Source organism: Streptomyces sp. NPDC001532 (assembly GCF_040298625.1).
Lineage (GTDB): Bacteria > Actinomycetota > Actinomycetes > Streptomycetales > Streptomycetaceae > Streptomyces.
In genome coordinates this window covers 84,884-99,381 of record NZ_JBEPAL010000013.1, presented here as the reverse complement: position 1 = coordinate 99,381, position 14,498 = coordinate 84,884, and the positions used below count along the sequence as shown (strand labels likewise).

The window sequence follows — 14,498 nt, the reverse complement described above, 5'->3', positions numbered from 1 at the left end:
TGAAGGCACGCCGAAGCCCGTGAAGGTGGAGCGGCGGTGCGAGAAAGGGGAGAGGGGGAGAGATGCCGGTCAGACGACTCGACGGACCGCGAGAATCCCGGACTTCCAGGCGGCGACGGTCGTGATGCGGACGACGTCGCCGGTGCGCGGGGCGTGCACGACCAGGCCCTGACCGATGGCCATGCCGACGTGCTCGGGAACGGCGGCCGTTCCCTCGGTGAAGATCAGGTCACCCGGCCGAAGGGCGTCGGTCGAGACCGGCTTGCCCTCCTTGACCTGCGTGTACGTCGTACGCGTCAGGGTGACCCCGGCGGCCTTGTACGCCTGCTGCATCAAGGAGGAGCAGTCGCACCGGGCCATCGCCGTGTCGCCGTGGGAGTCGGTGCACGTCCCGCCCCACTGGTACGGCGTGCCGAGCTGTCCGAGCGCCCACCGGATCGCCGTCTGGACCTCCCGCGGAGCGGTCGCGGGGATGCTGTACTTCTCGGGCAGCGCGCCGGCTGGGATGGTGCCGAAGTCGGTTCCGTCCCCGTCGGCGGCACAGCCACCCGTGGCGCCGGGCGCAGGACCGTCCGGAACCGGCGACGCACCACCGCCACCGTCACCGGTTTTCGGCAGCAGGGGCTCGATGGCCTTCTGCAAGGCCGTGGCCAGCGGCTCCCACTTGGCGTACGCCTCGGGGAAGCCCGACTTCTGCACCGCCTGGGCGGCCTGCGTGACGGACAGGGACTGCCAGCCCGAGACCTGCCGGAGTCCCTCGTAGAACTTGGTCGAGGCGTGCACCGGGTCGAGGATCTCGTTCGCCGTGCCCCAGCCCATCGAGGGACGCTGCTGGAACAGTCCCAGCGAGTCGCGGTCGCCCCAGGGCAGGTTCCGCAGGCCGCTCTCCTGCAGGGCGGTGGCCAGGGCCACGACCTGCCCGCGGGCCGGGATGTTCATCGCGACGCCGGTGGCCTGGATCGTCTTGGCGAAGGGGATCTGCTCGGCCGGATTGTCCAGCCCCGGCACGGAGACCGACGCCGTGCCGCCCCCTGCCAGGATGGCCTTCACCTGGTCGGCGACCGCCGCGGTGTCCACGGACTGCGCACCGTCGGTCGGGCAGGAGGCCGAAGCGGTGCCGGCGCCGAAGGCGAGGACCGGCACGACCAGCAGCATCGAGCCGGCCGCGCACAGGCCGACGACGCCCTTGGTGGTCTTCTTCATCGTCGCCGCCGTTCACCGAGGCGGCGGGGCCGGTCGGGTGACGGCGTCGGGTCGGGGCGCGGGGGTGTCAGGACATGCTGCATTGCAGCGGCTCCTCGGTGTTCGTAGGAGACGCGGTGCCGGCTTCTCGTGCAAAGCCGCCGGCACCGCGCCGATGCGCATCCGCCTCTCGGGCGGGCCCGGGGCCAGAGGAGTTAGCAGCTCCCGGACGCCGGTCTCAGGTCACGCGCGGCAGCCAGCCGCGCTCGTAATCTCAGGCGGTACACAAGGGCCTCCGGACGGCATCGGGAAACGCGTGGGCAACGTGCTTTCCTGCTGGCCCGATTGGACGAGACAGCACGGATAAGCACAGGTCAGCGAGGTGGAGCGAGGCTCCTTCCCGGCGACACGGCGAGACAGTAGACCGCGATTCCGGCCGCACCAAACGACCTCCGGCCCTGGCCCCGAGCCACCGCCGCCTCGTTAGGTCCGGCCGGAATCCACGGCTAACCTCCGGCACAACCCCGCCAGAGACGAGCGCCGTTGAGCGCTGTCCGGCATGGGTTCCACGACCCTCCGCCCCCCGAAGAGAGGCCCTCCCCCATGAGCTACACGTTGCACCGAGGCGACGCCCTGACCGTCTTGAAGACCCTCCCGGACGAGAGCGTCAACGCCGTGATCACCGACCCTCCGTACAACTCCGGCGGCCGTACGAGCGCGGAGCGCACCGGACGCACCGCGCGCGCCAAGTACGTCACCAGCAACAGCGCCCACGACCTCGCCGACTTCCCCGGCGAGAACCGCGACCAGCGCTCCTACCGCTCCTGGCTGACCGAACTGCTCACCGAGGCGTACCGGGCCTCGACCGAGCACGCGGTGGCCATGGTCTTCTCCGACTGGCGCCAGGAACCGACCACGACCGACGCCCTGCAGATGGCCGGCTGGACCTGGAGCGGCACCCTCCCGTGGATCAAGCCCGCCAGCCGGCCCCGCAAGGGCGGGCCGAAGCAGGACTCCGAGTTCATCGTCTGGGGCGTCAAGGGATCCCTCGACAACACCCGCGACCTCTACCTCCCCGGGCACTACATCGCCTCCCAGCCCCGCAAGGACCGGGTCCACATCACCCAGAAGCCCGTCGAGATCATGCAGCAGCTCGTCCAGATCTGCCCCGAAGGCGGCACCGTCCTCGACCCGTTCACCGGCAGCGGCTCCACGGGCGTCGCCGCCCTCCGGGAAGGCCGGAACTTCGTCGGCGTCGAACTCTCCCCGCACTACGCCGACGTCGCCGAACAGCGGCTCCGTGACGAACTCGACCAGGACGACTTCGACCTCGCCGGACCGGAGAACTGATCATGAGAACGACGCCGTCTATACCCGCGGGCCACAGACGCCGAAGGGCGGCTGGAACATCGAGAACCGATGCTCCAGCCGCCCTTCCGCTTGTCTCAGGCCGCCTCGAACGCCCGCCGGATCAACGGCGCAGTCTTCTCCAGGTCCGCCGCCGAGGCAATCCGCATCTCCAGGTCCCCCGTCCCCAGGTGCCCGACACCGCGCATGTCCCGGGTGAAGCCCTCCTCCAGCACGACCGTGTCCGGGTCGAGTCTGAGATAGACCAGGATCACCTCGTGCTTCGGACGGAACAGGACCGAGGCCACGTTCACCAGCCGCCGGTAGGCGACGTAGTGCTTGAGGGGCACCACCTCGACCTCGCCCCACGCCGTCAGCGCCTCGTCCACCTCCGCGAACAGATCCCGAAGGCAATCCGGGACAAGGCCGGCACTCGCCGGCGAAGTCGCAGCCGGGGCCGCCGGGGAATCCTCGACCGCCGCGTCCCGCTCGCGCCGCCGCCGAGGCACCGTGCCGGGCGCCCCCGGCGAGGAGTCCACCAGCAGCAGGCTCAGCAGCCCGCCCTCGAAGACCCGGTAACGCACCAGGTCGATCCGCTCCGGCAGCCGCTGCACGGCCACCCGATCGTGGTGGGAGAAGCCGGCTGCGATGCAGACCATCCGCGGACGCCGCCAGTCGATCGACTCGGCCGCCTCCGCCCCCAGCACCTTCCTGACGAGCGCCTCGAACTCGAGCTGCGCCGACTCCAGCCACGCCATGTAAGAGACGGCCTGCGACAGCACCCCGCTGTCAGAGCCCTTCTTGAACTCGATCACCACCGGACTGCCGTTCTCGTCCAGCCCCAACGTGTCGATCCGCCCCCGATGCCACGGACCGGTCGCGTACTCCGACGCCAGGAACCGGATCCCGAGCATCTGCTCCAGCCCGGCCTCGACCCGCCGCTGCAGCTCCACCTCCAGCGCCACCGTCGAACCGGACAGCTCGACATCCCGCCCGTCCGTGTCCTGCCGGAACAGCATCAGCTCCGCCACCAGCACCCCCTTCGTGATCTCCGCAAGAAGACCAATCAACGGGAGCGTCTGGGTATTCCGCTTGAGCAGAGGGAGGACGGCTTGGCTCGATCCCCGGGCCAGTACGCTCGTGTCAACGTTCGTTGTCTCCTGGCTCCTCCCCGAACGTTCGGGGCCCTCCAGTTCGACCGATGGAGAGGGCCAACTGCAGGCTGCCCGCATGACCTCGGCAGACCCAGTGGCTGCTCCGAACCTGGTTCATCGGGCCACATCTGGCGATCCGCTTGGACGGTCGGCGGCCGGACGTACAGTGTCGAGGGGCGTAGCTTCTCGAGGGCGGGTGGCGGACGCAGGGCATCCCGCAGGTCGAAGGTGGGGCATGGACAACAGCGAGTACGACGAGTACGAGGCCATTGTCAGAGTCCGGAAGGGCGCGCGTTTCACGCAGTCGAGGAAGACTGAGGGCGCTCATCGCGGCATGACACGTGACCCCGACACCAATCAGGTGGGTCAAGCCGAGATCTTCTTGAAGGAAGACGAGCCGGATCCGTTGGGGATGTACCCGCAGGGTTGGCTCGGCTCTGACCGGCACGAGTCGGAGGCCCGAGCGCAGGAGCGTCGAGAGAACGCGGAAGTCCTCGCCGAGGTGCTCGTCCAGATCGGCCTCAGATTGGCGGAGAAGGCCGCGCCGCACGTCAGGAAGTGGTGGAACGAACAAGCGCTTCAGGTAGTGAAGGCGAAGTGGACCGACCAGGCGCTCCCGTCCGTGAAAGCGAAGTGGAGCAGCGTGGTACGAAGCCGCACGAGTGACCGCCGGGCTGAGGTCGCGGAGGACCTGCCGGAAGTTGTCGCTGTTTCAGGCGATCAGCGGACGACCCTGAGCGCCTCGGATGCGCGGAAGCGGCTCGCTGAGGCAGTGATGGCCAGGCTTTACAGTGACGAGCAGCTACGGCTGGTGCGCAACGCCCGGGTCGTGGACGAGGGGGAGGACGGTCCGGTGGAGCTGAGGGCGACGGACGAGCTCACGCCTCAGCGCATTGGGGAATACGTCGCGTTGATGCTCGAGGAGAACCCTGCGCTGCTCGGCAAGGACCCCCTGGCCGAACTCGGGAAGATCATTGCGAAGATTCCAGCCTACGGCGGCTACGTTCCCATCCCGAGAACGGAAGGTGCGCTGTCGCACGCCGACGGGAACGACTGACGAGCGGGCAAGGAGGCGACCGCGGTGGCTGAGCCCCAGCCGGAGAGCCAAGTCGTGTTGCCCGAGGGCTGTCACTGGGCTGCCGTAGCCTGGCTGGCGTGCCACTAACGCCAGTCCCGCGCGGCCCGAACGGCGGCGCGGAGGTGGCACATTTCGGCATGGCTCTGAGGCGTAGGAACATCGTCTGGGCGCGCCAGCCGCTGGCGTGGTCGCGACGATGGCTCCTGCGTGTGATTTACCCTGCGGAAGAAGGCCGAGGCGATGTGGGATGGTCTGAATAGCCGTCAGCGTAGCTACTTGCTTGCCTGCTTTCGTGAAGACCAGGAAGCGGAGCGCCGCGCCAAGGCGGCCCGGTCCACCTATCAGGACCCAGGGCCAGCGTCCGCATGGCGCAAGTTGCCGTTTTCGATCAAGGCCGAGCTTCCGTTTGCCGAGTACACCCAGATTCAGAGACGCCTCCGCGAGGAGGGCTGCCTCGACGCTGGAGCCGGAGCCACCCTGCATGCCCTTGCCCGCAGAGGACTTCTGAAGATCACTGAAGACCGGATCGAGGTTCCGGAGGTCGGTCTCGTTGCCCGCGTCCTGGTGGAACTGACTCGTGTGGGCCGCGCATGCGCCCGTGCCGGGCTTGGTATCTCTCCCGCGCCGCGCCGTCCCAAGCATCTGCTGTCGGAGTGGCTGTGGGGAAATCTGGCACGGGTCGCCGCCGCTGGCCCCGGCGGGCTGCCCGAGGACGTGATGGGAGGCAAGGCCAAGTACTACCTCGGTACCGGCTATCGCCCCAACGGCAAACCGAGCCGGGGCTACATCGACTCTTTCGCCATTCGCACTGAGAAAGGGCGCGGGACGTTCGTCCTCGAGTACCGGTGGCGGATCACCGAAGCCGGAAGACAGCACATCAACGCATACCGCGCTGATTATCAGACCGTGTACCCCGATGTCCAGATCAACGCCCCAGATCCACTGTAACTCCCCAGATCGACGCCCGACTGTCGTACCCCAGGTCTATCGTGCTGCGCGTGATGCCCATCTCGATGTCCGAGTCGATCGGCCATGACGCAATCCGGCAGATGGTGATGCGGGCGGCGGCCATGTCAGCCAAGGCCCTCACGAGCACCGACCAGCCCCCCGAAGGCCGTCTGCGGACTCTGATGGAGGGCCACGGGGAAGTTCTCGCCGCCCGTGGTCCCGGCCAGCCGCTCCCCTTCGACGCCTTCCTGCAGATGCTGCTGGGCGACCTCGCCCGTCTCCTCCCCGATGGGGTTCCACCGGAGGAGATGACCGGCGTTCACCTCATCAATGACGACGGCCTGTTCGAAGAGGACCTGTACGACCTGGACCAAGAACAGCGGGAGGTCGCGCGAGCCGTCCACAAGGCCACCCGTGACGGCAGGTCCACATCCATCGCAGAACTCGAACAGGAGATGGACCAGGTCACCGTCTACTCGGGGCTGCGGAAGCGCGGGACCCAAGAGGCGTACACCAAGGGCCGTTCCGACCTGTCTCGGATGCCGGCCGGGACCGAGACGGAGGTGCGGCGGCTGAACCTGCCCAGCATCGTCGGCCAGTTCTACCGGCCCATCAGTTTCGCCGCACTCTATGAGCAGTGGTGGTTCGCCTGCCCCGTGTGCCGCTGGCCGATGAAAGTCACCCAGCACCGTTCCCGCAAGTCGGTCACCGGCAGGGTCCGCTGCTTCTACCGGCCGCACGCGGAACTGATGGGAGCCTCCTACACCTTCAAGATCCCCGATGCTGGGAAGCCGCCGTCGCTGATCCCCGGCGCACCACCCCCGGCCCCCACCGGAGCGGCGTCCGTCCTCGCCCCCGACCTGCGAGGACCCGTGCCGCAGCCACTGCCGGCCGCCGGGTATCTCGCGCTGACGCGCGGGCCCTGGCGTTACACCACCGTCCCTGGCCTCGTCGAGATCGCCTTGTACGACGCGCTACGCTCACGCGGCTTCGCCGCCGCCCCAGAGCCCTACATGAGCCCCGCCGACCTGGGCGTCGGGGGCGAATGTCCCGGCGCCGTCACCGTGTGGCCCTACCAGGATGCCTATGACCTGCACGTGGATGTGTGGCACCACAACAGCGAGACGGAGTCCTTCCTGCTCGACATCAAGGACTTCACCTCGGAGATGCTGCTGGCGAAGAAGATCCAGGCTGATGGCGGCGACGCGGGGGGAGCGGAGTGGATTGTCGTCCCCGACCACCGCGAAGCCTCTCTTCCTCTGCTGCGCGGGGTGTGCGAGGAGTTCCGCCTGAACGTGGCCACCGCGGGTGACATGGGCGAGAAGATCTGCAGGAGGGCGGGAGTCCGATGGGCCTGACAAGCAAGCTCCGCAAGGACGACGCGGCGGTCTTCTGCGCGCTGGCGCTCGCCGCCCACTACTTCCCCGGTCCGCCCGACGAGCACGGGCAGCCCACCGCCCGGTTCAGGTACGCCGCGTTCCTCCTGTCCGGCCAGTACGACAAGTGGTCGGCCTGGGCAAGCCTCCCGCACGAGGAGAAGCAACGCATCGCCGACGTTCTGGTCAACGCTCCGGGCGAGTTCGCCAGCGCTCCGGCCTTCGCGGCGGCCGCCCGTAAACGCCTGGCCACGCCTCCTGCCGGGCAGGCCCCCCAGTTCGTTCCAGTCGGTGAACCGGCCGTGACCGAAGCTGCCTCACCCCGGGTGGGCGACGATCTCCTGGGCTATGTGGACCGCACCCTGAAACGGGTACACAGAGATCACCCCCGCCCCAAGCCCGCGCCGCCCGCCACAGCCGGGGTGTGGATGACCCGCAAGCTCTACGCCGGGGGCGTCGGAGAGATCCAGGGCCGCGCTGTTCTTCCCACTTTCGCGGGCAGTTCCGAAACCGACCCGCGCCAGAGCCCGCCGCAGGTGTACACCGCCGCCCACACACCAAACGTCGAGATCCCTACCAGCGACCTTCTCGACCTTGCCAGGCAGCTGGATCAGCGGCTCAAGCCCGAAGGCCGGCACCTACACCAGGTCCTCAAGGTGCTCTTCGGCCAGCTCAACACCACGGACACGATCTCTCCCAAGGAGATGATCCGCCTCTGCGCCGGTGCCACCGAGATCTTCAACGCCCCCACCGGTACCGGGAAGAGCGTCCTCGTCCGCGTCATGGCCTCGTGGTTCGCCATCAACAGGCTGACCCTCGCGATCGTCCTGCCCACCGTCGAGGCGACACTCGCGGCAGCATGGGACATCAGCCAGGACCTCGCATTCCTTGGCCACCCCGAGACGTGCACGCCCCTGATGTCTCCCTACGGACTGCACGAGCGAGCCATGAAGGTCGCCTCCCGCATCGAGGGCTCGATCGCCGAGCAGTCGGCCAAGATCCGGTGGAAGATCAGCCAGCTCTCCTACGGCTGCTCGCTGAACCGCTTCACCGAGTCCACACACCCTTACCCGGCCGGCTCGGAATCGTGCATGAGCCTCTACCCTCTGCCCCCGACCAAGGGAACCCGACGCTGCCCGTTCGTGCCGGTGTGCGGGAAGTACCAACAGCACCACCACGCGTGCACCGCCTCCGTGGTGGTGACCAACCACCACAACTTCATGATGGGCCGGATGCCCATCGGCATCACCCTCGACGATCGACCCACCGACGGCCTGAGCGTGGCCGAATTTCTGCTGCGCCGCTGCCATGCCACCCTCATCGACGAGATCGATCAGTTCCAGTCCACTGCCATCGGGAAGTGCTCCAGCGAGCTGGTCCTGGACTCCCGCCTCGACAAGAAGATCCCGCTCCAGCAGCTCCACGACGAGCTGGGCAAACAGCCGCCCGCCACAGTCAAGGAACTCGTCCCGCCAGTCACCTACGCCCGCTACCTCACCGAATTTCTGCTGGCCGCCGTCTGCGAGGGCCAGCTCCACCTGCGGCACTACGAAGGCGACAGCGGCCCCGTCGGTGACCGGGCGGGTATGAACAGCACCGGATGGCACATCTCCGGAGGCCGGGACCGCCGCCTGATCCACCTGCTGTTCCCCGAATCAGGCATCACCAGCGAACACGAGATCCCGCAGGAGCTGTTCGACAAGCTCAACGCGCTCAGGCCGCCCAAGCCCGGCCAGGACCCGCTCGCCGACCCGCTCAGCACCGTGGAGCTGGAAGACCACTACCAGGAAGCCCGCGGCGTCCTTGGCGAGCTTCTCGGCCACCGCGGTACCGATCTGCTCACCCACGCCCAGCACCGCCTTGACGAACTCCTCAGCGACATCGTCAAGAACGAGCACGACCGCGCCGAAGCCGTCGAACTGCTCATCGTCCGCACCTGGCTCTCCGAGCTCGACGACACCCTCAACGACCTCACGGGCAAGACGGCCCAACTTCGTTCCAGCGGCCTGGCCTCGGCCCGCGCCCTCGCCGAACGCCTCGAACGAGGCATCGGAGCCAACATCCTCCCGTTCGGCATGCTCGGCCGAGCCCTGTTCGGCTACCGCGTCACCGGCCTGGACGACCCGGCCAAGACCGGCGAGCTCACCTCCCAGAGCATCACCGGAGACCCGCACACCTACACCGCCCAGCTGGGCAGCATCGTCTCCCTCACTCTCGCCGGCGTGGAGCGGCCCGTCATGGGCCTGTCAGCAACCGCATACTTCCCGCAGGCCGTCCGTGAGCACATCCACAGCACGGTGAAGTGGTGGATGACCGACGCCGCGCCGGACAGCATCCGCGCGAAGAAGCACACCATCACCGACTCCCTCAACAACCCCATCCAGATCTCTGGGCTCCCCCAGAACCTCAAGGCCGCCGCCCTCAAAGCGCTCGGCGAGAGCCTGTACGACACCCGCATCCACCCCGAGCTCGAACGCCTGGAGAAGGAAGACAAGGACCGCGCCCACGCCGCTGTGGTCGTCAACTCCTACCTGCACTGCCGCTACATCGCCCTGGGCATCTACAACTCCGGCAACTACACCGGCGGCCTGTGCGTCGCCGTCCCACCGGACAAGGAACGCCGCAGCGATTTGCCGCCGCTGCCCGCCGGCATCGTCGAACTGACACCCGAGGAGTTCGAGACCTTCCCCAGCAAGGGGAAGATCCTCATCGTCCCCATGGCACGCATCGCCCGCGGCCTGAACATCGTCATCGGCACCAAGTCGGCGATCACCCCCGTCTACCTGTGCACCCGCCCGCTGGCACTCTTGAGCGATCCTCCGGAGATGTACGCCTCGGTCAACGCCGCTGGCCTCAACAGCCTGCCGAAAGAGCCCAGTGATGACCCCGTCGCCGCTCTCACAGCAGCACGCACCGAGGCATGGCGACGCCTCAGCCTGATCATGCGCTCCGCGCCCGGTTTCGGGTCGACCCACAAGGTCCTTCAGGAGGAGATCGTCGCAGGCATGGTCGTGGACATGATCCAGCTCGCCGGACGAGCACGGCGCGGCGGAACGGACATGACCCTGCACCTCGTGGACTACGCCTTCCACCGCGACTCGTGGCAGGCCGACCTCGCCAGCATCCTCCAGCGGATGCACACCAACTGGGACGAGGACGAACGTCGCCGCATGAACGACATCTACCGCGAAGCCCTCGCCGCCTTCCTCGCCTATGCCGGAATCGACCCGGCAGCATGACCTCCGAAGGAGAACTCATCCGCATGTCCTCCCGACCGCCCAAGGCGACCCAGCGTCTCGACCTCCTCGCCGTCCGGGCCACGCCCAGCCTCCTCACAGACACCACCGTCCACATCCGCGACTGCGGCCCGGCCGGCGTCAAGCTGTGGAATGTCTTCGACAACGCCTACCGCCGGCGGGCCGGGAGGGACGAGGTCCAGGCCCCGCACTCCGTTGCGACGACAGCCCTTCGCGCACTCACCGGCGGGTACGTCTGGCTCGACGCCAAACGAGCCGTCCTGGCCAGCCGGGACCCCATCGACGACGACACGGTCCGCGACGTATTTACCCTGCTGTACGGGCTGGCGACGGGCGAAGACGTCGATGACATCGACCTGAACCAGCCGGTCAGCATCGCGGAGAAGTTCGCCTCAACCCCCCAGGAGCAGCGCGCGCTCGCCGACTACCTGCTGCACTCGCCCAGTGGGCAGCCCGACGCCCCCGGCTGGGTCTACGAGACAGTCGCCTGGGACCTCGCCCGCCGGATCGCGGCCGAACCCTGGGCAGTCGACGGCTTGTCTGTCCGGCTTTACCCCGACACGGCGGGCGGCCTCGTCGCATGGGACGACCCTTGGCCGGATGAAACCGGAACACGATTCTCCCTGCCGCGGGTCCGGCTGCGGATGAAGACCGGGCCCAACGTGAAGGACCCCCTGATCCTCGTCTCCGCCTCGGCGACCCGTATCAGCAGCTCCATGGACTTCGCCCGCACCGTCCTCACCCAGCAAGACCGCGCGGACCGGCCCCTGGTCGAGGTCGAACTCGACGGCCGGGGACGCCTGCGCAACGTCAACCGGCTTGCCCTGCAAGCTCTCTCCCGGCTCGGCATGGGTCGCTCCGTCCTCCATGAGGTCGACCGGCAGATCCAGGCCGACAGGCTGGCCCGCCAGCAAGCCCAGGAGAACGGTGAGGAGAGGCCTGCCCCGCGGCCACTGGGCACAGTGCGGCCCATCATGGCCAAGAACTTCTACTTCCCCGTCGGCTCGGGTGTCGGGATGGACTACTACCGGGGGCTGTACGACCACATCCAGACGACCCTCGGCGACAGCTGTCAACCCCTGTACGGCTTCTTCGAGGGCGGCAACTTCAAGCAGGCCAAGAAGGACGAAGTCCTCATGGAGCCGCTTGACGTCACCCGTTCTCTGGACGCCATGGGCCTCGAGCACCTGCGCATCGTCTGTCTGTGGGCGACCGACGAAATCCGTCAGCGGATGATCAACGCGCTCGCTCGCGCCTACGGGCTCGATCCCGCCAGCCTCAACCCCGCAGAGGGCAAGAGCGTCACCCTGCACGGCACCCGGGTCAGCGTCGTCTTCCACCACGTTCCCGAATTCCTCCAGCACGGATCCGCGGCCGGCAGGACCGCACACACGGCAGACCTGGTCTCCTTGAAGGCGGCATCAGGAGAGATCGTCGGCGTCTGGGCGGAAACCGAGTACGGCGACGGGAAGAAGGGCTCTCCGTCGAGGCCGAAGGACAGCGAAGACGCGAAGCACCAGACGCACCGGATCCTCGCCAAGATGGGTCTGGTGGTCCAGTACATCGACAGCGCTGTCCAGACCGGCATCGACAAGTCCACCGGCATGGACCACCAGAGTCTGTCCTGCCTCATGGATCTCTACCGCAATCTCGGGTTCATCGACCGGCGGATCTCCCGCGTTCTGATCAAGCCCATCGGCGAGCTCCCCGCCGACGGGGTCGCGCACTGCGGCGTTCATGTCCGCAGGCAGTCGCGCAGGCCGGGCGAAAGGGACGCCAGGATCTCCGTCTCCGCGAGTGTCCTCAAGCCACCCACCGTGTCGGACGGTGCGTGGACGCTCCACGGATGGTCCTACACCGACCGCACTTGGAGGCCGTACCACCTGGCTGAAGCCGCCTTCCACGCCGCCGACTACCCGGCCGGGAAGATGACGGAATTCATGGACAACTTCGCCGGCTACTCCAGCACCGCCAAGGTCATCGACCAGGCGCTGGAAGACCTCGCCGACTACCTGGGCGGCACCCCGTACACGGTCACCGTGGACGGCGTCGCCTGCCGGCGGCTGTGGAAGGGCCTGAACAACAGGACCCAGGGCCAGCCGCCCGAGCCCAACACCACCTGGCTCCCGGGTTCCACCATCGCCCCCAGGTACCGGCCGATCGCCGTGATTCGCCTCAACATCACCGACGAGGAGGTCCCCCGTCCGGTGCAGGTGACCATCACCGACGAGGACGACAGCGAGATCAAGACGAAGGAACGCACCACCCAAGTCTTCCGGATCGACCCCGACCTCGGCGAGCAGTGCACCTGGCTGCTGGTCAACACCACCCACCAGTTCGACGGCAACGGCGCCGGCAGACAGGGCTCGAAGAAGACCCGCTACGGAGCACTGCCGTGGAACAAGGGCAAGAACGAGATCAAAGCGAACTACTACGCCATGACCGCGACCGAGATCTTCCCGATCACCGTGAACAACGACCACCGCCGAGAACTGACGATGGTCACCGCCAGGCTCTGCCACCAGCCCCTCGCCTGGAAGCACCGCACCCGCTACCCGATCCCCCTCCACGCTGCCTTCCAGATGGACAAGGACCACCCGCAGTATCGGCGCACCATCACGCCCGAGGATCTCGACGGCGAGATGAGCGGCGAGGATGAGTAGCCTCGTCACCTCTCCGTAGCGGCCTGATTTCGGACACGGGGCTGGGAAGATCGGTCCGGTCCGATGTGATCACTTTCTCGCGGGGGAGGCCGATCGGTAGGCTGTGGGGGTGATTCGTCGGTTCCCCTGCCCCCTGTGCTCTGCTCCCTCTGCGGTGGAGCGGGGGCAGGCGCCGAGCGAGGCTGTGCTGTTGTTGCGGGAGTCAGGGGGTGTGCGGTGAGCAGCGCGCCTCTGCCGTCGCGTATCGGTCCGTACCTCGTCGAGCGCCGGCTCGGCGCGGGCGGGATGGGGGAGGTGTACCTCGCCTACTCGGTCGCGGGTGAACCGGTCGCCGTGAAGGTGATCCGGCCTGATCGTACGGATCCGCACACACGCGCCCGATTCGAACGCGAGGCGGCGATCGCGCGCACGATCTCAGGTACGGGCCGGGTGGCCCGCTTCATCGATGCGGACCCGTTCGCCGAGCAGCCCTGGCTGGCCATGGACTATGTCCCTGGCCGGCCGCTTTCCGATGTCGTGCGGGACCAGGGTCCGCTGTCCGCGCCGCTCGTCGCGAGCCTCGGCGCGCTACTGGCCGAGGGGCTTGCCGCTGTGCACTCCGCTGGCCTGGTGCACCGTGACCTGAAGGCGCAGAACGTCATCCTCGGCGACTTCGGTCCGGTGATCATCGACTTCGGCCTCGGTGCTTTCGTCGGAGCCTCCAAGGGGACGCTCACGCAGGCCGGCATGGTCATCGGCACGGTTCGCTGCATGCCGCCCGAGCAGGCCCTGGGCCAGGTGGACGTGACACAGGCCGCTGACGTCTACGGCTTGGGCACCGTACTCCTCTACGCGGCGACCAAGCACTACCCGTACGACGGCGCCCGGTGGGAGGCCGTCGCCGCGCAGGTGGTCAACGCCGAGATCGGCCCGGAGCTGTCCGGATTGCCCGATGAACTGGCCCCCGTCGTGACGGGCATGCTGGCGCACAAGGCGGACGACCGTCCCTCCCTGGAGGAGGTGACCCGGCAGTGTGCCGACCTCATGCGCGAGCTGGGTACGAGTCCGGCTCGTGCACGGCGTGCCCTGATCCAGGAGACGACGGCGAAGGACCATTCCACGATGGTGCTGCCGCAGCCCGACGGACAGATGCTGGACCGGCTCGACTCGCTTGAGAAGCTGCTCCGCGAAGCGCCGGTGTCCCTGGGGGAGGACATCCTTATTCCGCCACCCGGCGGTGAGTCCGGCACGGACTCTCCGGCAGAGAACGACATCACGCGCCCACTCCCGCCCGGGTCCGTGCCTGCGCCAGCGCCCGAGCCCGCGAACGGAAGCGAGAGCCAGGCCGCGCCCACACCGCAAAGGGGCCGTCCTCCTGCTTCCCGGAGGGTCGCCGAGGAACTGCGCGAACGTTACGCGGTGGGGCCGACGCTCGCCTGGCCGAAGCGCTGAACCGCTCTTTCACCTTCTACCCGCGCTGTCGGTCCGGGAACGATAAAAAAGGCGGGCACAGC

At 67.9% G+C, this 14,498-nt stretch carries 9 protein-coding genes; 7 read left to right on the top strand and 2 right to left on the bottom strand.

Annotated elements, in window-relative coordinates; genetic code table 11:
* Positions 1-69: 69 nt before the first annotated feature.
* On the bottom strand, positions 70-1,203 hold the full coding sequence (locus ABT232_RS15050; RefSeq protein ID WP_351840321.1) for a C40 family peptidase: 1,134 nt from the start codon (positions 1,201-1,203) through the stop codon (positions 70-72).
* Positions 1,204-1,785: 582 nt separating this feature from the next.
* Between ABT232_RS15050 and ABT232_RS15045 the strand changes: the two genes are divergently transcribed.
* Complete coding sequence (locus ABT232_RS15045) at positions 1,786-2,532, top strand: DNA-methyltransferase (protein WP_351840319.1); 747 nt, start codon at positions 1,786-1,788, stop codon at positions 2,530-2,532.
* Between the two features lie 95 nt (positions 2,533-2,627).
* Here the strand turns inward: ABT232_RS15045 and ABT232_RS15040 are convergent, their stop codons facing one another.
* The gene (locus ABT232_RS15040; RefSeq protein WP_351840317.1) at positions 2,628-3,560 is read right to left on the bottom strand and encodes a DUF5655 domain-containing protein; all 933 of its coding nucleotides are present in this window, start codon (positions 3,558-3,560) and stop codon (positions 2,628-2,630) included.
* A 358-nt stretch (positions 3,561-3,918) separates the two neighbouring features.
* Here ABT232_RS15040 and ABT232_RS15035 point away from each other — a divergent pair, with 358 nt between their 5' ends.
* The 6 genes from ABT232_RS15035 to ABT232_RS15010 all read left to right on the top strand — a co-directional run bounded on the left by ABT232_RS15035 (position 3,919) and on the right by ABT232_RS15010 (position 14,436).
* Entirely contained in the window at positions 3,919-4,740 is an 822-nt protein-coding gene (locus ABT232_RS15035) for a hypothetical protein (RefSeq protein ID WP_351840315.1), read from the top strand.
* Positions 4,741-5,001: 261 nt separating this feature from the next.
* Complete coding sequence (locus ABT232_RS15030; protein ID WP_351840313.1) at positions 5,002-5,709, top strand: hypothetical protein; 708 nt, start codon at positions 5,002-5,004, stop codon at positions 5,707-5,709.
* Positions 5,710-5,762: 53 nt separating this feature from the next.
* Positions 5,763-7,067, top strand: a complete 1,305-nt coding sequence (locus tag ABT232_RS15025) for a restriction endonuclease-related protein (RefSeq protein WP_351840397.1) — start codon at positions 5,763-5,765, stop codon at positions 7,065-7,067.
* Positions 7,058-10,324, top strand: coding sequence for a hypothetical protein (locus ABT232_RS15020; protein WP_351840311.1), 3,267 nt, complete (start codon positions 7,058-7,060; stop codon positions 10,322-10,324). Before ABT232_RS15025 ends, ABT232_RS15020 begins: the two co-directional genes overlap by 10 nt.
* Before the next feature lie 23 nt (positions 10,325-10,347).
* Positions 10,348-13,005, top strand: coding sequence for an RNaseH domain-containing protein (locus ABT232_RS15015; protein ID WP_351840309.1), 2,658 nt, complete (start codon positions 10,348-10,350; stop codon positions 13,003-13,005).
* A gap of 216 nt (positions 13,006-13,221) precedes the next feature.
* Complete coding sequence (locus ABT232_RS15010; RefSeq protein WP_351840307.1) at positions 13,222-14,436, top strand: serine/threonine-protein kinase; 1,215 nt, start codon at positions 13,222-13,224, stop codon at positions 14,434-14,436.
* Positions 14,437-14,498: the final 62 nt, after the last annotated feature.

Bases quoted from the DNA above. Each gene is read 5' to 3' on its own strand.
- ABT232_RS15050 (WP_351840321.1), bottom strand. From the start codon at position 1,203: ATGAAGAAGACCACCAAGGGCGTCGTCGGCCTGTGCGCGGCCGGCTCG.
- ABT232_RS15045 (WP_351840319.1), top strand. From the start codon at position 1,786: ATGAGCTACACGTTGCACCGAGGCGACGCCCTGACCGTCTTGAAGACC.
- ABT232_RS15035 (WP_351840315.1), top strand. From the start codon at position 3,919: ATGGACAACAGCGAGTACGACGAGTACGAGGCCATTGTCAGAGTCCGG.
- ABT232_RS15030 (WP_351840313.1), top strand. From the start codon at position 5,002: ATGTGGGATGGTCTGAATAGCCGTCAGCGTAGCTACTTGCTTGCCTGC.
- ABT232_RS15025 (WP_351840397.1), top strand. From the start codon at position 5,763: ATGCCCATCTCGATGTCCGAGTCGATCGGCCATGACGCAATCCGGCAG.
- ABT232_RS15020 (WP_351840311.1), top strand. From the start codon at position 7,058: ATGGGCCTGACAAGCAAGCTCCGCAAGGACGACGCGGCGGTCTTCTGC.
- ABT232_RS15015 (WP_351840309.1), top strand. From the start codon at position 10,348: ATGTCCTCCCGACCGCCCAAGGCGACCCAGCGTCTCGACCTCCTCGCC.